Below are 17,968 nucleotides of genomic sequence, written 5' to 3'. Positions count from 1 at the left end.
GCGAGCCGCAGGCCGGCGGGTCCGTGGGACTGCGGCCCACGCGCTGCAGCAGGAACCGCCGGGCAGGCCGAACACAGGAAAGGCACATGACCCCACTTGATCTGGACGGTCTGACCCACCGATACCGCACCGGGTCGGCGTGCCCCGCGGACGTCGCCGAGGAGGTGCTCGGGCGGATCGCGGCCCGGGGCGACGACCACGTATGGATCACCCTGCGACCGGCCGCGGACCTCCTCGGCGACGCGGCCGCCCTGGCCCTGCGGTGGCCGGACCCGCACTCCCGCCCACCGCTCTACGGCGTCCCCTTCGCGGTCAAGGACAACGTGGACGTGGCCGGGTTGCCCACCACCGCCGCCTGCCCGGACTACGCCTACGTCCCGGACCGGAGCGCGCCGCTGGTGGACCGGCTGCTGGCGGCGGGCGCCCTGCTCGTCGGCAAGACCAATCTGGACCAGTTCGCCACCGGCCTGTCCGGCACCCGCAGCCCGTACGGCGCCTGCGAGTCACCGCTGGTGCCGGGACTGATCTCGGGCGGGTCCAGTTCGGGTTCGGCGGTGGCGGTGGGCGCCGGGCTGGTCACGTTCGCGATCGGCACGGACACGGCGGGGTCCGGCCGGGTGCCCGCCGCGCTCACCGGGACCGTCGGGGTCAAGCCGAGCCGGGGTCTGGTCAGCACGCTCGGCGTGGTGCCCGCCTGCGCGTCGCTGGACTGCCCCAGCGTCTTCGCCCGGTCGGTCGCCGACGGGCTGGCCGTACTGTCCGTCATCGCCGGGCCGGAGCCCGCGGACCCCTGGTCGCGCGTGCTTCCCCTGCCCTCGCCCGTGCCGCCCGCGGCGCGGCCCCTGCGGATCGGGGTGCCGTACAGCCCGGAGTTCTTCGGTGACACCGCTGCGGCGGTGGCCTTCGAGGGGGCGGTGCGACGGCTCGCAGGCCTCGGGCATCGGCTGGTCCCGGTGGATCTCGATCCGTTCCTCGCGGTGGGGCGCCTGCTGTACGACGGGCCGTGGCTCGCCGAAAGGATCGCCGCGGTCGGCGACTTCGTCTTCCGGAACCCGGACCGGGTGCATCCGGTCACCCTGAAGGTGCTGAGCAACGGCGGCGACCTCAGCGCGGTGGACGCCTTCGAGGGGCTGTACCGGCTGCGGGCGTTGCGCGCGCGGACCAGGCAGGCCTGGGCCTCGATGGACGTGCTGGCGGTTCCGACCGTGCCCACGACCTACACCGTCGCGGAGATGCTCGATGACCCGATCGAGCGCAACGGCGTCCTGGGGCACTACACCACGTTCACCAACCTGCTCGACCTCGCCGCGATCTCCGTGCCCGCCGGGAGGACGGCGACCGGCCGGCCGCACGGCATCACCCTGCTGGGTCCCGCGGGCTCCGACGAACTGCTGGCCGGACCCGCCGCCGCCTTCCACGCGCTGACCGGAGGACCCGTCGCGCCTCCCGGCCGCTCGTCCGTGCGAACCGATGAGCCCGCCACCCGTTCCGGCCCCTCGTCCGCGCGGAACGATGGACCCGCCGCGCCTGCCGGCCATGTCCCGGACACGCAGCCGGTGCTCGCGGTGGTCGGCGCGCACCGTTCCGGCCAGCCGCTGCACGGCGAACTCACCGCGCTGGGAGCCACCGGCCTGGGAACCGCGCTGACCGCTCCGCTCTACCGCCTCTACGCCCTGAACGGCGGCGAGGTGGCCCGTCCCGGACTGGTCCGCGTCGCCACCGGCGGGGTGCCCGTCGAGGTCGAGCTGTACGGTCTGAGCCCTTCTGCGCTCGGCGCCCTGCTGACCCGGATCGCCCCACCTCTCAGCCTCGGCACGGTCCAGCTGGACGGCGGGCGCACGGCGCACGGGTTCCTCTGCGAGGCCTACGCCGCCGACGAGGCGACCGACATCAGCCGGCACGGCAGCTGGCCGGACTATCTCCTCTCACGGGCCTCCGCGCCAGACCCGATATAAGACGGCACCGCTTCAGGAATTTCAGAAAGGAGAAACAAGCCGGCGCCTGATATCGGCGGGGTTCTCGGGCATCAAAGTGCGGCTGGCCCGAGGCGGGGACGAGGAAGAGGCGCTTGTCCGGCCGCGACCCGAAACTGTGATAGCAGGCGGAAAAGGCGCGTGGTAGCACGCGGAAGCAGGTGACCATTGACTGCTTCACGAATGCGGGTATGACCGGACACCGACGTCGGCAGTCGAGTGCCTCCGCGAATACCGCAGGAATCAATGACGATTCGACAATGGCACCCGCCACCACGAGTGGGCCGACGACTTGACCGAAACTTAAAAAAATCGCCATAGTGTGCGAATGGAGCAAGAGGAGCTGTCCTTCGGGGATGACGGTCCCGATCGCGAGCCGAGGCTCGGTCCCTGGATGGCGGCGCACACCAGGCTGCTGGCCGCCTGTGCCGCGGTGCTGGTGGTGCTCGGCCTCGCCGCGGGCGGGGGCTGGTACCTGTATGAGCGTTCCTGGCTGCCCCAACCTCCACCCGAGGTCGCGCTCTCCCCATCGCTCCGGTTCGAGGTGTTCATGTGCGGATGCGACGGCATGGCCAAGGCGACCGTCGAGCAGGGACAGGGGGCCGAGGCCGCGCTTCGGGCGTTGCCCCAGGTGACGTCGGTCGAGGTGCGGAGCGGCGAGGAGATGTCCAACGAGCGGCGCAGAAGCTACGAAGGAATCGGGGACCGCTCGGTGCAGTCTTCGGCCACCGTCGGCGATGTCCTGCGGGGCACGCTCCGCCGCAGCGAGGACTTCCCCGCCGTGGCCGAGAAGATGAAGTCGGTGCCGGGCGTCGCCGGTGCGTGGCGAGGCCCGACGACCTTCTGGGCGGGCAGGGCCGACGCCGAAATCGCGCTGTGCGGGAAAGAGCCCATGTTCTCGGACGCCCCCGAGTGCCAGCGGAGCAGGCGTGCGGGAGTGACGGGGGCGGCCACCGAGGAGGAGAAGGCGGCCATCGCCGCCCGGCTGCGGGACCTGCCCGGAGTGGAGACGATCTACTTCGAGGACCCCGGCCACGCCCTGAAACTCATGAAGCTCTCCGACCCGGAGCACGCGTCGGGTGGAATCTTCACGGGTTCCTTCTTTGTCAAGTTCTCCGATCCTGCCCTCGCCCGCGCACTCGTCCCCGCCGTGAGACCGCTGGCCGGTGTTTTCACGGTGTTCCCGGTCCCATCGGAGGGATGACGGGCTCGGGGGCCTCGGGGAGTTCGCCGGGCCGGCGGGCCGGTGCGGCGACCCCGAGGTCTCCCGGACGGCTCGTGGCATCCCCACCCGCCCGGCCGTGAGCCCAATCGCATGGGCCGCCCCATTTCGAATGACGAATTAATGAACAGGCGTTTAACTTTGTCGCGTACCCGGGTCTTCGGTGCGCACCGCATTTCCTCCCCTCGCATAATTCCAAGCAGAAAGATTTTTACGGGAGTGGGGTGCGGTGAAACGGTCCATCGGTATCGTCCTGGCACTCCTCCTCGGCGCCGTGGTCGTGGTGGCGGTCGTCCTGGGCAACGGGGGCGACGACGGCCCGGCCACGGTGCGAGGCGTGATCGGTTCGGAGAAGAAGCCGTTCTTCGACGATCCCCGGGTGCGCGCGGCGTTCGAGAAACACGGGCTGCGGGTCGAGGTGGACACCGCCGGATCCCGGCAGATCGCGACCGAGGTCAAGCTCGACGACTACGCGTTCGCGTTTCCCTCCAGCCTCCCCGCCGCCGAAAAGATCAAGCGGGATCGGAAGGTCGCCCAGACCTTCTCGCCCTTCTACTCACCCATGGCGATTGCGACATTTAAGCCCATTGTCGACATATTGACTAAAGCCGGGCTGGTGCGCGACTCAGGCCAGGGCTATCAGGTGTTCGACATGGAGAAATATCTGGACATGGTGGCCAAGGGCACCCGCTGGGACAGGTTGCCCGGCAACACCACCTACCCGGCGCGCAAGCGGGTGCTGATGACCACCACCGACGTCAGGACCTCCAACTCCGCGGCGATGTACCTGGCGATGGCCGGCTACGTCGCCAACGGCGACGACGTGGTCACCACCACGGCCCAGATTCCCAAGGTGGCCGGGGCGGTGGCGCCGATCTTCCTGGACCAGGGCTACTCGCAGTCCTCGTCCGAGGCTCCCTTCACCGACTACCTGGTCATGGGGTCGGGCAAAACGCCGATGGTCATGATCTACGAGGCTCAGTATCTCTCCCACGTGTTCGCGGGCGACGGCTCGATCCGTCCGGATATGCGGCTGCTCTATCCCGCGCCGACCGTGCTGAGCAAGCACACGCTGGTCCCCTTCACCCCCCAGGCGAGCGAGGTCGGGCGGCTGCTGACCGAGGATCCCGAGTTGCGGAGCCTCGCCGCGCAGCACGGCTTCCGCACCGCCGACCCCAAGGCCTTCGCCGACCTGGTCGCCAAGCACCGGGCCCCGGTGGCCCGTGACCTGGTGGACGTCGTCGAGCCGCCCACCTACGAAAACCTGGAGGGGCTCATCGCAAACATCGAGCACCTCTACGAGAGCGGCTCCGTCCCTCAGACCGAAGGAGGGTCCTGACAATGGCCGAGAGCGATCTGACGCTCACCCCGCCCGCCCCCGTCGCCGCCGTGTCCGCCGCGAAGGCGGCGACCATGCTCCCCCTGGCCGACGGCCGCGAGGCCGAGCTCACCGCCAAGGCCAAGGAGTTCGCCGCGGAGCTGGCCACGATGGACCCCCGGGTTCCGGACTTCACCCGCAAGGTGCACGACATCTCCTCGATGGGCGACGGCGAGATCCGCTCCGCCTCGCAGGTGGCCAACCGGATGCTGAAGCGTCCGGTGGCGGCTCTGGCCTCGGCCAAGGGGGAGGGCGCCGACGCTCAGGTCCGGGTGGCGGGCCAGCTGGTGGCTCTGCGCCGTACCGTGGTGGACCTCGATCCGAAGCAGGCGGCGAGCGGCCCGCGCAAGCTGCTCGGGCTGATTCCGTTCGGAGATCGGCTGCGCGACTACTTCGCGAAGTACCAGTCCGCCCAGAAGCACCTGGACGACATCATCCGGGCGCTGAAGTCCGGCCAGGACGAGCTGCTGAAGGACAACGCCGCGATCGAGGGCGAGAAGGCGAACCTCTGGGAGGCGATGACCCGCCTGCAGGAGTACGCGGTGATGGCCGCCGCGCTCGACGCCGCCCTGGAGGACCACCTCCTGGTCCTGGACGCGACCGACCCGGAGAAGGCGACCGCGCTCCGCTCCGACGCCCTGTTCTCCGTACGGCAGAAGCACCAGGACATCCTGACCCAGCTGGCGGTCTCCGTGCAGGGCTACCTGGCCCTCGACCTGGTCCGCAAGAACAACCTGGAGCTCAGCAAGGGCGTGGACCGGGCCACCACCACGACAATCTCGGCTCTGCGCACCGCGGTGACCGTGGCCCAGGCCCTGGCCAACCAGAAACTGGTGCTTGATCAGATCACCGCGCTGAACGCCACGACCAGCGACCTGATCCTGGCCACCAGCGAGATGCTCCGCACCCAGGCGGGCGCCATCCAGACGCAGGCGGCCTCGACCACCGTGGACATGGACTCCCTGCGCAAGGCCTTCGACAACGTCTACGCCACCATGGACATGATCGACTCGTTCCGGTCGCAGGCCGTGGAGAACATGGCCGTTACCGTGAGCAGCCTGAGCGTCGAACTGGACAACGCGAAGACCTATCTGGAGCGCGCCAACCGCGAGGTCACGCCGTGAGCGCCGTCCATCCGGCGGGCACCGCGCACGGCCGGGGCATCCGGTCGGCCGTACGGCTGGCCGCACGGCTGTCCGTGGTCGCCCTGACGCTGCTGAGCGCGGCCACCCTGGCGGCGTGCTCCTCGGAGGCGTCGGGCACGGAGGACGGCCCCGACGTGCTCCGGGTGCTGGCCGGCAGCGAGGTCAAGGACCTGGAACCGATGTTGCAGCGCTCCGGGGTGAAGGTCAAGATCTCCTACACCGGCACGCTGGACGGCGCAGAGCAGGTGGCGAGCGGCGGCGCGGACGGCGCCTACGACGCGATCTGGTTCTCCTCCAACCGCTACCTGTCGCTGATCGACGGCGCGTCCGCCCGGCTGTCCACCGAGACCAAGGTCATGGCCTCCCCCGTGCTGCTCGGCCTGAAGACCGCCAAGGCCCGGGAGCTCGGCTGGGAGAGCGGAGCCGTGAGCTGGGAGCAGATCGCGACCGCGGCGCGCGAGGGCCGTTTCACCTTCGGCATGACCAATCCCGCCTCCTCCAACTCGGGCTTCTCCGCGCTGGTCGGCGTGGCCGCCGCGCTGTCGGACGCCGGAGAGGCGCTGAGCACCCAGCAGGTCTCCGCGGTCACGCCGAAGCTGAAGGAGTTCTTCTCCGCGCAGAGGCTCACCGCGGGGTCGTCCGGCTGGCTCGCCGACGCCTACACCCGCGAGGGCGGCGTCGACGGCATCGTGAACTACGAGTCGGTGCTGCTCGGGCTGAAGGGCCTGACGGTGATCTACCCGAGCGACGGCGTGGTCACCGCGGACTATCCGCTGACCCTGCTCGCCTCGGCCAAGCCCGACAAGAAGGACCTGTACGGCAAGCTGACCTCCTGGCTGCGCACGCCCGCCGCGCAGAAGGAGATCATGACCACTACCCACCGGCGGCCGATCGTGCCCGAGGTCCGTCCGGGTCCCGAGTTCGGCTCGGCCCCGCTGCTGGAGCTGCCGTTCCCCAACCGCAGGGCCGCCGCCGACGCGCTGATCACCGCCTACCTGGACGAGGTGCGCGTCCCGGCCCGGGCGCTGTTCGTACTTGACACCTCGGGGTCGATGCAGGGCGAGCGGATCGACGCGCTGCGGCGGGCACTGGTCACGCTCACCGGCGCCGACACCTCGGCATCCGGCACCTTCTCCCGCTTCCGCAACCGCGAGAACGTGGTGCTGATCCCGTTCAACGACTCCGCCGGACAGCCGAAACCCTTCGTGCTTCCCGAACGGGACCCGGAACCGGTCCTGGCGCAGATCAAGTCCTACGCCGAGCGGCTCCAGGCGAGCGGCGGGACCGCGATCTACGACGGGCTTCGGGCCGCCTACCGGGAAGCAGCCACGGGCGGCGACGGGCACTACACCTCCGTCGTGCTGATGACCGACGGCGAGAACACCGACGGCTCCTCCTACGAGGACTTCGAGGCGTTCCGTCAGACGTTGCCCGAGGCGCAGCAGAAGGTCAGGACGTTTGTCGTGCTGTTCGGCGAGAGCGACGTGGACGAGATGCAGAAGATCGCCACGCTGACCCGCGGCGCCGTCTTCGACGCCCGCACCGGGTCACTGGCCGCAGCGTTCAAGGAGATCCGTGGTTACCAGTAATCGCCACACGAACCTCCGGAGAGACCGGGTCACCGGCCTCCCCCAGGCGGCGGGAGTCACCGTGATCGCTGACCGGGTGCTGAGATATCTCGGCTCCACCAAGAACATCGCCGGCTGCGTGCTGGCACTGGTGGGGTTCGGCGCGCACTTCCTCGGCCTGGCCGGCGCGTTATGGCCGGTGGTGGTCGCCGGGCTGTACGGCGTCGGCGCGCTGCTGGCCCCGCCGGACAGGATCAGGCTGGCCGTCTCCCACGCCGAGGTCGAGACCACCGCGCTCCGCGCGGACCTCGACGCGCTGCTGCGCAAGGTCGACGGCTCCCAGCGGTTCCCCGAGGACGTGCGGGCCAGGCTCCGCGACCTGGCCGACGTGCTCGGCGGCGTGCTGGGCCGGGCCGAGGTGCTGACCACCTCCCCCGACCACCTGCACATCGTCTCGCAGACGATCCGCGCCTACCTTCCCGCCAGCCTGGAGGCCTACGCCAACCTGCCCCGCACCTATGCCCTCACCCGGAGCGCCGACCGCCAGCACAGCGCCCACGAGGAGCTTCTGGTCCAGCTCGACCTGCTGGACGCCAAGCTGCACGAGGTGGCCCAGGCCGTACACCGGGGCGACGAGCAGTCCCTGCGCGACCAGGGCCGTTTCCTGCGCGACCGCTTCGGCCGCTCCGACCTGGACCTTTAAAGGCCACTGAAGATCTTGTTTCGTTGGCTCCCGCTGGGGCGTGGCCACGCCGGTGAGCGGTGAGATTGCGCCCAGGGCAGTTCGAACAACCATCCGGCGCGCATCTTCACCAGCGCCCGGTACAGCAAACGACACAGCCACACCACGACCGCACTCAGGATCACCGGTTCGACGACGGCGAGCACCAGCCGTAGCCTGCCGTCCATGTCGACGGAGAGCGGCGGGACCAGGGCCCGGTGCAGCAGCGCGAGCAGCGGCATGTGCATGACGTAGATGGGAAGAGTGCCGCGGCCGAGTGCCGCGAGGCAGTTCCCCAACCAGACCCAACGGCTGACCAGAACCGCAGCCGTCACTCCGAGCACCGCCGCGAGGACGCAGGCCAGCGGCCAGACGCCCGGCCAGGTGTCTGCGCCGGTGACCGCCATCGCCGCCAGGATCCCGATGTAGGACACGCCGAGCACCGCGAGGCGTGGCCGGTTTGCGGAGGCGGCGAGCCGTTCCACGATCGGCCGGAAGTACATCCCGGCCAGGAAGAACACCAGGTTCTTGTACACGCCGCCTCGGTCGCCCGGCATTTCCAGCAGCCCTGCTGAGGCCGCCGCCGACAGGATGAAGGCCGCCCCGACTACCAGGGGCGCCGGAAGACGGCGCACGACCTTGGCGATGGCGAAATACAGGGCGAGCGCATACAGGTACCACAGGTTGGACGGGGTGATCGTCAACTGGGCCAGCAGGCCGACGAGGCCGTCGGCGCGGGCGGTGTCGAAGTCCGGGACGAGCGTCAGCAGCGCGGTGTGGATCAACAGCCACAGCACGTAGAGATAGAGGAACCTGGCCACCTTCGAGCGGCCGAGAACCCGCCAGGGCCGGTTTACCGCGCCGATGGCGAACATGCCGGAGATGGTGAAGAAGAGCGGCATGCGCAGCGGGAGCAACTGCTCGGTCACCGTGCCCCAGGCGCCGGGGACCGGGATCGACAGGTGCCAGTCGAGCTGCAGGTAGTGCTTCATGATGACGTGCCAGAGCACGACGAGCAGGATGCACGCGCCCTTGGCGACGTCGGGCCACGTCATCCGCTCCAGGGCTTCGCCGTCTGCGGGCCCTCGCGGGTTCGGACCCGGCTCGATGGGTGGGCGGACAGCGAACACAGAAATACCTCCGGGGGGTTTGATGTACGGAGACGGCGCGCCTGGGCCACTGTGCGTGGTGGAGGAGTCTGTGCCGTCGAGGCCGTGTATCGATGGCCGCTCGGCGCCGTCTCGAAACTACGGACGATCATCGCTGGGAGCGATCCCACCAGCGAGACAAACGGGGTATAGCCTGCTGTACTCGCGGTCGGTGATCTACGACGATCCGGGTGCCCTGCCGTCTGGTCGAGGAGGTACGGATGCCGACCGACGACGCCCGGGCCGACCAGGAGACAGCCGATCGGTGGGACGTGTTCGCCCGCGCCACCCTCGGCAACGACACCTGGACGCTGGATTTCGCCCCTGGAGTGCGGAGGCCTTCCGGGATGGCCGAATCATCGCCGCGAGGTCGCGCCCCCGCACGGTCACACCGGTAAGACCGGTGATTTCACCGATGCCGAATGATCCGCCGCCGGAGATCATCCCTGGGTGCGGCCGCCCGCCCGGCCGTGCCGGAAGGAGATGTGAAGCATGGTCTCGCTGGTGAAAATGGTCAGAGTCATGGTGGCAGGCATCGTGGTCGCCGGGTTCGCGACCGGACCGGCCCACGCCCGACAAACACCGCGATCAGCTCCTACACCCGTCTCGGTGCCGATCGTCGACGGGCCCGTTCCCGGCTCCGTCCCCGGTGACCCGTCCTCACCGGACGTGAAGAACACCTACCCCTGGATGTCCACCAACGTGAACCTGGCCGCCCGCGGCTACGTGGAGCAGGAGTTCTACCTCTCCGGTGCGGCGGACGCCTATGCCACGACCGGGCAACTGCTCGCCTCGGACGTCCCCTACCGGACCCGGATCATCGTGCGCCGCCCCGCCCACCAGGCCACCTTCAACGGCACCGTACTCGCCGAATGGCAGAACGTGACCGCCGGGTACGATCTCGACGCGCTGTGGAGCCCCGACCAGATCACCCGTTCCGGGTACGCGTGGGTCGGCATCTCCGCGCAGCGGGTCGGGGTCGACCAGCTCCGCGGATGGAGCCCGGCCCGCTACGGCGACCTGGACGTCACGGGCGGAGGCCGTTTCACCGCCGACGAGCTCTCCTACGACATCTTCTCCCAGGCGGCCAAGGCCATCCGGGCTCGGGGCGGGGCGTCTCCCCTGGGCCGGTTGAAGGTGGACACGGTGCTGGCCATCGGCGCCTCGCAGTCCGCGAGCCGGATGACCGTGTACTACGACGCAGTGCTACCCCAGATCGAGAGCGTCTTCGACGGGTTCGCCAACATCGTCGGAAGCGCCCCCACCCGCGTCGGCGCCGAACCGGTGTTCCAGGTGCTGTCGGAGACCGATGTGCGATCACCGGTCCATCGTGCGGACGGTGACCGGTTCCGCCACTGGGAGGTCGCCGGCGCGGCCCACTCCGGCTGGACCGGCCAGGAGTACCGGCGCCCGCTGCTGACCCGCGACCTCGGCAGCGCCCCCACCTACAGCTGCGACCAGCCGCCGTTCAGCCGCGTGCCGTTGAACCACGTGATCGCCGCCGCCTACGATCACCTGACCCGCTGGGTCGAGCGCGGGATCGCTCCCCCGGCCGCTCCCCCGCTGCGATTCAATCCCGACGGCACGAAGGTCCGCGACGAGCTGGGCCTGGCCCAGGGAGGCATCCGGCTCTCCCAGGTCGCGGCGCCCACCGCCCTCAACACCGGAGACAACTCGGGAGAGTCGTTCTGCCGGCTGTTCGGCACGCACGTGCCCTTCGACCAGGCCAGGCTCAAGCAGCTCTACCGCCTTCGGGGCCTGTACGTCGCCGCCGTCGTCCGGGCCGACGCGAACAACCTCCGGAAGGGCTACCTCCTGCCACTCGACGCGGCTCAGAACCTGAAGGACGCCACCGGGGTCGACTTCGGCCGCCACTGAGGTCTCACCACCTCGCCGATCCGAGGGAGCGCGAGCCGAAGCCCGCGCTCCCTCCTTTCGGCACCTCGACTTTCAGCGCATCGACGGCACCCCGTCTCCGAGACTCCCGCGACAGATCACCTGTCTCCCGAACCTCGCCCGGCAGGATGCGACCCCGTCAGCGCGGTGCCTTGTCGGCTTCTCCGGTAGGGGTGGCCTCGCTCTGATCGGCGGTGGCCTCGTCGCCACCGCCCGCTCGTTCGTCTCGCCGGGTCTTGAGGATGCTGGCCAGCGTCGTGATGCCGAGCACCGACACGATGACGCCGAGCGAGACCCAGTTGTTGATTTCCGGCACCCAGCTGACATGCTCGCCGCCGTTGATGAACGGCAGCTCGTTCTCGTGCAGGGCGTGCATCACCAGCTTCAGGCCGATGAAACCGAGGATCACCGCCAGCCCGCGGGAGAGGTAGACGAGCTTCTCCACCAGTCCGCCGAGGAGGAAGTAGAGCTGCCGGAGCCCCATCAGGGCGAACGCGTTGGCCGCGAAGACCAGGAACGCGTCCTGGGTGATGCCGAAGATGGCCGGGATGGAGTCGACGGCGAAGACGAGGTCCGCCCCGCCGATGGCGACGATGACGATCAGCATCGGGGTCACCCAGCGACGTCCGTCACGCTTGATCGTCAGCCGCGCCCCGTGATATTCGCTCGTCACAGGAAACAATTTCCTGACCAGCCGGACGAGGCCCCCGTTGGGGTCGTACTCCTCGTCCTCCTGTTTGCTGACGGCGAGTTTCCAGGCGGTGTAGATGAGGATTCCGCCGAACAGCCAGAAGATCCAGCTGAAATGCTGCACGGCCTGCGCGCCCAGACCGATGAAGATACCGCGCATGACCAGCGCCATCATGATTCCGATGAGCAGAACCCGGTGTTGATGTATCGCCGGCACCGCGAAGTTCGCCATGATGATCATGAAGATGAAGAGATTGTCGACGCTCAGCGAATACTCGGTGATGTATCCGGTGGCGAAGGCGGCCGCGTGCTCGCTGCCCCCGAAAATCCAGACGCCGACCCCGAAGGCCACGGCGCAACCGACGTAGAACGTGACCCACTTCGCCGCTTCACTCACGGTGACCCTGTGGGGTTTCCGGTCGACCACAAATAGGTCGAGCAGGATGAGCGCGAGCAGCCCCGCGAGGGCCGCAGCCCAGACCCAACCGGGCACGGACATAGGTGGTGGCATGCTTGTTCCTCCGACTGGGCGTTGGTACGTCTGTCGGAGGTCTTCTCCGCTCGCCCCTTAATGCGAGCCGACCGCGCCGGGACCAGATGGTCCGTGCTGACGACGCGGCCGCGAAGGAGTACTCCCCTCCACTGTGTGGCGCCATCTTCCCTTCAACATGAAGCCGAGGTCAATACGGCGGGTGAAATCCTCGGCCGATGAGGACCCCGCCGCGTTGCCGGCGGCGCTGGAAAAGGGCCGTGCGCATCGCTTCGAATTCGGCTATCCGTAAAGAGCCACCACGGGTGCCGCAACGTTTTTTGCCCGTTCCGCAGCAATCGTCGTCCTGCGGACGGGCGTGATTAATTCACCTCACAAACAATGGATCCACCGGCTTTTCCAGAGCAGTGAAAATCATCTCGAAAAATACGGTGACACTGGAGTTGACCGCTCGTAGACAATGGCCGATCCAGACCCCCGAAAAAACCCCGTGGAACGGCGGTCACCGCACCCGACGGATCGCGTCAGTCCTGGCGGAGGGCGAAGCGATCGGTTGTCTCGATGAGCCGATCGAGGATGCCGGGCTCCGAGTAGGCGTGCCCCGCATCGTCGACGATGTGAAACTCGGCTTCCGGCCAGGCGCGATGAAGATCCCAGGCGGTCCTGGCCGGAGTGCACATGTCATATCGGCCCTGCACGATGACACAGGGAATGTGCCGGATCTTGCCGATATCCCGGAGGAGCTGATCCTCCTCGAAGAACCCGCCGTTGACGAAATAATGGTTTTCAATCCTGGAGAAGGCGACCGCGTAATCATCGCCGGAATGCGCGGCGATGATTTCGGGGGCCGGCCGCAGGGTGATGGTCGAGCCCTCCCAGACGCTCCAGGCGTGTGCCGCGGGCAGCCGTACCTCCGGATCCGGATCGTTGAGCCGAGCGTGGAACGCGGCGATCAGATCTTCGCGCTCCTCCTTCGGGATCGGTGCGACGTAGCTCTCCCAGATATCGGGGAAGACCAGCGACGCCCCTTCCTGGTAGAACCACTGGAGCTCGAAGGGCCGCAGCATGAAGATGCCGCGCAGCACGAGTTCGGAAACCCTGTCAGGGTGGGTCTGCGCGTACGCGAGCGACAGCGTGCTCCCCCACGACCCGCCGAACACCATCCAGCGGTCGATGCCCAGGTGCTCGCGGAGCCGTTCCATGTCGGCGACGAGATGCCACGTCGTGTTGTGCTCCAGCGACACGGCCGGGTCGCCGGCATGGGGCCGGCTGCGCCCGCAGTTGCGCTGGTCGAACAGCACGATGCGGTACGCCCGCGGGTCGAACTGCCGGCGGTGGTTGGGGACGCAGCCGCCCCCGGGCCCCCCGTGCACCATGACCACGGGCTTGCCCTCGGGGCTGCCGGAGACTTCCCAGTAGATCTCGTTACCGTCGCCGACGTCGAGCAGACCGGAGTCGTACGGCTCGATCGGTGGATAGAACGTCTTCATAACGACCCATTTTCGCAGCGTGAACCGTACGTTCACCCGAGAGGGGTTTTGATGACCTCCGCCGGCCGCTCCGTCACACCCGGCTCGGCCCGTCACTGAACGTCGAGGTAGTCGACGTTGGGTCCGCCGTTGGCGGTCGTCGCGGTCGCCCGGATGGTGTTGGCTCCGGCCCTGAGGGTGACGGTCAGTGTCTTGGTCTGCCAGGTGGCCCAGGCGCCGGTACCGGCGAAGGCGAGCCCGGTGGCGGCCGGCGTGCCGTTGACCGTGATGTCCATCGGCCGGTTGACGGCCGTGCCGTTCGAGTATCGCAACCGCAGGGTCACCGGACCGGCCTGGGCGGCGTTGACCGTCCACTGGACGTACGCGCCGGCCGCGTTGTCGTAGTTGACGAACCCGGTGCCGGAGAATCCCGCGTGGTTGGACTCCGCCACGCCACGGGAGATCGTCGCGCTCTCGGCCTCGTACCTACCGGCCGGGGTGGTCGGAGTGCCGCTGCCCCACGGCACCTGCGGAGAGCGGTAGAAGTCGATTCCCATGATCGTCCAGCGCGGGCCCTGGGCGCCCAGGCGGAGCCGGAACGCGTCCCAGTCGTGCGTCGACCACGGTGACCAGCCGAGCTCGGCGATGGCCGGCAGCCGGGGGAACGTCATGTACTCGATGTGGTCCTCGGTGACGATCGTCTCCGTCCACAGAGGCGCCTCGACACCGAGCACGGCCGAGGCGGGCACTCCGCTCAGGTAGGTGCCCGGATTCCAGTCGTACGCCGTCCGCACCTCGATCCGGGCGGCCCAGTCCTGGCCGACCGGGCTCTGCGCGGTGTACTTCATGTCGAGGTAGGCCTTGTTCGCCGGTGACATGACCACCTTGGCCCCCTTCGACACGGCGCCGCTCACCAGCGCGTCGGAGGTGTTCAGGCCCCAGTACTGCACGATGCGGCCGGGCGAGTGCTGGACCGCCGACGCCCCGATCTGGTGCCACCCCATGACCGACTTGCCCTTGGCGGTCACCATGGGCTGAATCCGGTTCATGAACGTCCCGTACTGCTCGGGAGAGGTGGCGTCCGCCTCGTCCCCGCCGATGTGCAGGTAGGGGCCGGGGGTCAACGCCGCGAGCTCGGTGAGAACGTCGTTGACGAACGCGTAGGTGTTCTCCTTGGAGGAGCAGAGCGAGCTGAACCCGACCGCGGTGCCGGTGTAGAGCTGCGGGGCGACCCCGTTGCAGTTCAGCTCGGCGTACGAGGCGAGCGCGGCGTTGGTGTGCCCGGGCAGGTCGATCTCCGGGATGATCGTGATGTGCCGCTGCGCCGCGTAGGCGACGATCTCCTGGAACTGGGCCTTGGTGTAGTGACCGCCCGGCCCGCCGCCGACCTGGGTGCTTCCGCCATAGGTGGCCAGCCTCGGCCATTTGTCGACGACGATCCGCCAGCCCTGGTCGTCGGAGAGGTGCAGGTGCAAGTAATTGATCTTGTACAGGGCGATCCGGTCGATGTGCTGCTTCACCGTCGCCACCGGGTGGAAGTGCCGGGCCACGTCGAGCATCGTCCCGCGGTACGCGAACCGCGGGTAGTCCACGATCCTCCCGCCGGGCACGACCCACGGGTCGGGGCGGACGACGGCGCTCTCGATCTCCGGCGGCAGGAGCTGGCGCAGCGTCTGCACGCCGTTGAAGAGCCCGTCGGCCGTCTGCGCCCGGATCACCACCGCGTCGGCGGTCACGTCGAGCTGGTACCCCTGCGCCCCGACGCCGGGGTCGGCGCCGGCGAGAAGCAGCGAGACACCCCTGGCGGGGGCACCGGATCCGGCCGGAGCGATCGGCAGCGCGTATCCGGTGGAGCGGCGGAGAACCCCGGCCAGGTAGGCGCCGACGTCGGCGGCCGGAGTCGAGCCTGCCTGGGGGAAGATGCCCGCGTCCGGCGAGAGCGTGTACGGCGTGCCGCCGGACGGTTGCACCGAGACGGGCACCGGAACCACCTCGTTCATCGAGACCGCGAGGCGGGCCGGCTGGGCACGGGCCGGCTGCGTCACGACGATCACCGCGAGACCGGCGGCGGCCACGAGGAGCACGGCCCCGGCGAGACAGGCGAGCCGGGAAGGGCGTCGACGAGCCGGGAAGGGCGGGGCGACCATGCTCATGACGTCCTCCGTGGGCTCGGGCCAACGGTTAGTAAGCTTTATTTACAGATTGATCGGCGTCAAGAGCCGCCTCGGTGGTCAGGACCGGCGGGAGGGCGGCGTCCCCGGGCTTCTCCCGCCACCATCGGCGCAGTGCGACAAGTCCGGCGAGCGCGTAGAGCCCCGCCTGGACGTTGAGCATCACGGTGAGGCCGAGGGGCACCACGAGCACACCGGCGAGCATCATGCCGAGCGCCTGGAAGCCGTCGTTCAGGCTGAAGAAGCTGCCCAGCACCCGCCCTCGCGTCTCGTCGGCGGTGTGCAGTTGCAGAACGGACATCATTCCGACACCCGCGATGACGCCTGGCGCGCCGATGACGGCGAACAGGACGAGGTAGAAGGCCGGTGCCATCGTCACGTACGGGCCGTTCCAGCCGATCGCGGAGATCAGGCCGAACACCAGCAGGGCCAGACCGAGCAACCGGCCGGCCCGCAGCCGCCGGGCCAGCACGCCCACCAGCAGGCCGCCGAGCACGCCGCCGACAGCTTGGACGCCGCGCAGTACCCCGATCTCCGCCTCTCCGCCGCCGAGCCGATCGGTCACGAACACCACGAACAACACGACGAAGATGCCCTGGCTCACCGCCATCAGGCCGACGACCCCCAGCATGACCCGCAGCGGCCCGCGATCCCGGATCTCCCGCAGCCCTTCCAGCCATGCCCGGAACACCGGCGGATGCTCGCGTTTCACGGTGCCGGCCCGGAACGGACGCAGCAGCAGCAACGCGGCGAGCAGGAACGAGACGACGTCCGCCAGCAACACACCGGCCAGCCCGGAGAAGCCGAGCAGGACCCCGCCGAGTGACGCGCCGATCAGCCGCGCCAGATTGCTGTTCAGACCGATCAGGCCGTTCGCCGCGGCCACCTGGTCGGGTTTGACGAGCGTGGGCAGCAGGGCGTTCTTGGCGGGTTCGAACAGGATGGCCAGGCCGGCGTGCGCGACCATGACAACATTGATCAGCACCAGATCCCCGGCGTCGTGCACGGCCAGCAGGGGCAGCAGGGCCGCCGCCTGCACGAGGCTCACGCCGAGCATCAGGCGACGCCGGTCCCACCGGTCGGCCAATACTCCCGCCACGGGCGAGAGCAGCAGGCTCGGCAGCAGCGCCACGACAAACGTGGTCGCGGTCGCCGCGGCGGAGCCGGTGAGCTGGTAAACGAAGACGGGCAGGGCGACCAGCAGCATCCAGTCGCCGATCTCGGAGATGAATCCCGCGATCCACAGGCGGAGGAACGCTCTTTCGCGCAGTGGCCCGATCATCGGAGGAACGCCCGGATGCCGACGTGCGCCGGGGCCGAGCCCTCCGGTGCGTCCTCACGCACCGCGACAAGATAGGGCCGCAGCAGATCGTCGATCGTGCCGAGCAACTCGGTCAGCTCCTCCGGTCTCACGTTCAGCGTGTAGCCGTGCATCGCCGAGGCGAGCAGCCACTCCCTCGGGAGCTCGTGCTGCCGGTCGAGGAACCGCTGCATGAGCCGGTTGTCCTCGTTGAGCTGCAAAGCGAGCAGCGCGTCCTGCTGGGTGCGCACGGCCGGGTCCTCGTCGAACGCGCCGATGTCGATGCCGACCTCGGTGGATCGCCACGGGCGCTCCCTGCCGTTGGCCGTCTCGACGCGTTCGACGAACCCGAACTTCGCGAGCTGACGCAGGTGCCAGCTGCAGTTCGAGCCGGTCGACCCGACCTCCTCGGCGCACTCGCTGGCCGTACGTGGACCCACCGCGAGCAGGTGATGGAGTAGCGAGACGCGCAGTGGATGCGCGAGCGCCTTGAGAGCGTCGACGTCACTGACACGTCGGGGCTGGGGATGGCTCATTGTCGCTCCAACTTGAAAGAAGTCTTTCAAAAGAATTCTTTCAGGTTACACGTCGTACGGATCCTGACAAGACGGCGGCGGGCCCGAATCGGGGCGGCAGTCGATTCCGTCTCGCGGTGATATGCGTCTCACGCGCGTCCGGCCACCGCACGGGGGCGCCGATCAGGAGGCCCGATGGCAGGGGCGATCAGCCGCGGATGGGAGCGGAATCGGCGATTGTCGCGTTCCAGGTTTGTGATGCCCCGGATGTGGCGGAGTTCC

At 68.8% G+C, this 17,968-nt stretch carries 14 protein-coding genes; 8 read left to right on the top strand and 6 right to left on the bottom strand.

Going from position 1 to position 17,968, the window contains the following annotated elements; all coding sequences use genetic code 11:
- The first annotated feature begins 86 nt into the window (after positions 1-86).
- From atzF to CHC08_RS14930, 6 genes are all read left to right on the top strand, one after another.
- Complete coding sequence (atzF, locus tag CHC08_RS14955; RefSeq protein WP_089207869.1) at positions 87-1,955, top strand: allophanate hydrolase; 1,869 nt, start codon at positions 87-89, stop codon at positions 1,953-1,955.
- Positions 1,956-2,301: 346 nt separating this feature from the next.
- Positions 2,302-3,177: a permease-like cell division protein FtsX gene (locus CHC08_RS14950; RefSeq protein WP_089207868.1), complete on the top strand. Its 876-nt coding sequence runs from the start codon at positions 2,302-2,304 to the stop codon at positions 3,175-3,177.
- A gap of 247 nt (positions 3,178-3,424) precedes the next feature.
- Positions 3,425-4,534, top strand: a complete 1,110-nt coding sequence (locus CHC08_RS14945) for a hypothetical protein (RefSeq protein WP_089207867.1) — start codon at positions 3,425-3,427, stop codon at positions 4,532-4,534.
- Between the two features lie 2 nt (positions 4,535-4,536).
- Positions 4,537-5,697: a toxic anion resistance protein gene (locus CHC08_RS14940; RefSeq protein ID WP_089207866.1), complete on the top strand. Its 1,161-nt coding sequence runs from the start codon at positions 4,537-4,539 to the stop codon at positions 5,695-5,697.
- Positions 5,694-7,307, top strand: a complete 1,614-nt coding sequence (locus CHC08_RS14935; RefSeq protein WP_245878327.1) for a VWA domain-containing protein — start codon at positions 5,694-5,696, stop codon at positions 7,305-7,307. Before CHC08_RS14940 ends, CHC08_RS14935 begins: the two co-directional genes overlap by 4 nt.
- Positions 7,294-7,989 carry a hypothetical protein gene (locus tag CHC08_RS14930; RefSeq protein WP_143653224.1) on the top strand — a complete coding sequence of 232 codons (696 nt, stop codon included), beginning with the start codon at positions 7,294-7,296 and terminating at the stop codon, positions 7,987-7,989. Before CHC08_RS14935 ends, CHC08_RS14930 begins: the two co-directional genes overlap by 14 nt.
- On the opposite strand, the gene CHC08_RS14925 is transcribed toward CHC08_RS14930, so the two are convergent.
- Complete coding sequence (locus CHC08_RS14925; protein WP_143653223.1) at positions 7,986-9,137, bottom strand: acyltransferase family protein; 1,152 nt, start codon at positions 9,135-9,137, stop codon at positions 7,986-7,988. The genes CHC08_RS14930 and CHC08_RS14925 overlap by 4 nt on opposite strands.
- Positions 9,138-9,376: 239 nt before the next feature.
- On the opposite strand from CHC08_RS14925, the gene CHC08_RS49570 reads away from it, so the two are divergent.
- Positions 9,377-9,553, top strand: a complete 177-nt coding sequence (locus tag CHC08_RS49570; RefSeq protein ID WP_179282049.1) for a ligand-gated ion channel — start codon at positions 9,377-9,379, stop codon at positions 9,551-9,553.
- Positions 9,554-9,764: 211 nt separating this feature from the next.
- The gene (locus tag CHC08_RS14915) at positions 9,765-11,033 is read left to right on the top strand and encodes an alpha/beta hydrolase domain-containing protein (protein WP_218825318.1); all 1,269 of its coding nucleotides are present in this window, start codon (positions 9,765-9,767) and stop codon (positions 11,031-11,033) included.
- A gap of 157 nt (positions 11,034-11,190) precedes the next feature.
- Here the strand turns inward: CHC08_RS14915 and CHC08_RS14910 are convergent, their stop codons facing one another.
- The 5 genes from CHC08_RS14910 to CHC08_RS14890 all read right to left on the bottom strand — a co-directional run bounded on the left by CHC08_RS14910 (position 11,191) and on the right by CHC08_RS14890 (position 17,707).
- A complete protein-coding gene (locus CHC08_RS14910; protein WP_089207862.1) occupies positions 11,191-12,240 on the bottom strand; it encodes a TerC family protein in 1,050 nt (349 codons plus the stop codon).
- 515 nt (positions 12,241-12,755) lie between these two features.
- Positions 12,756-13,721, bottom strand: a complete 966-nt coding sequence (gene pip, locus CHC08_RS14905; protein ID WP_089207861.1) for a prolyl aminopeptidase — start codon at positions 13,719-13,721, stop codon at positions 12,756-12,758.
- Positions 13,722-13,813: 92 nt separating this feature from the next.
- Complete coding sequence (locus tag CHC08_RS14900) at positions 13,814-15,853, bottom strand: family 20 glycosylhydrolase (RefSeq protein WP_275937173.1); 2,040 nt, start codon at positions 15,851-15,853, stop codon at positions 13,814-13,816.
- A gap of 28 nt (positions 15,854-15,881) precedes the next feature.
- The gene (locus CHC08_RS14895) at positions 15,882-17,153 is read right to left on the bottom strand and encodes an MFS transporter (RefSeq protein ID WP_089207860.1); all 1,272 of its coding nucleotides are present in this window, start codon (positions 17,151-17,153) and stop codon (positions 15,882-15,884) included.
- Positions 17,150-17,707, bottom strand: coding sequence for an ArsR/SmtB family transcription factor (locus CHC08_RS14890; protein ID WP_089207859.1), 558 nt, complete (start codon positions 17,705-17,707; stop codon positions 17,150-17,152). The genes CHC08_RS14895 and CHC08_RS14890 overlap by 4 nt, the downstream gene beginning before the upstream one ends.
- Between the last annotated feature and the right edge of the window lie 261 nt (positions 17,708-17,968).

Origin of the sequence: Streptosporangium subroseum, from assembly GCF_900188345.1 — a bacterium.
Taxonomy (GTDB): domain Bacteria; phylum Actinomycetota; class Actinomycetes; order Streptosporangiales; family Streptosporangiaceae; genus Streptosporangium; species Streptosporangium subroseum.
This window is presented reverse-complemented; position numbering and strand designations above follow the sequence as displayed.

Bases quoted from the DNA above. Each gene is read 5' to 3' on its own strand.
- atzF (WP_089207869.1), top strand. From the start codon at position 87: ATGACCCCACTTGATCTGGACGGTCTGACCCACCGATACCGCACCGGG.
- CHC08_RS14950 (WP_089207868.1), top strand. From the start codon at position 2,302: ATGGAGCAAGAGGAGCTGTCCTTCGGGGATGACGGTCCCGATCGCGAG.
- CHC08_RS14940 (WP_089207866.1), top strand. From the start codon at position 4,537: ATGGCCGAGAGCGATCTGACGCTCACCCCGCCCGCCCCCGTCGCCGCC.
- CHC08_RS49570 (WP_179282049.1), top strand. From the start codon at position 9,377: ATGCCGACCGACGACGCCCGGGCCGACCAGGAGACAGCCGATCGGTGG.
- CHC08_RS14910 (WP_089207862.1), bottom strand. From the start codon at position 12,240: ATGTCCGTGCCCGGTTGGGTCTGGGCTGCGGCCCTCGCGGGGCTGCTC.
- pip (WP_089207861.1), bottom strand. From the start codon at position 13,721: ATGAAGACGTTCTATCCACCGATCGAGCCGTACGACTCCGGTCTGCTC.
- CHC08_RS14900 (WP_275937173.1), bottom strand. From the start codon at position 15,853: ATGAGCATGGTCGCCCCGCCCTTCCCGGCTCGTCGACGCCCTTCCCGG.
- CHC08_RS14895 (WP_089207860.1), bottom strand. From the start codon at position 17,153: ATGATCGGGCCACTGCGCGAAAGAGCGTTCCTCCGCCTGTGGATCGCG.
- CHC08_RS14890 (WP_089207859.1), bottom strand. From the start codon at position 17,707: ATGAGCCATCCCCAGCCCCGACGTGTCAGTGACGTCGACGCTCTCAAG.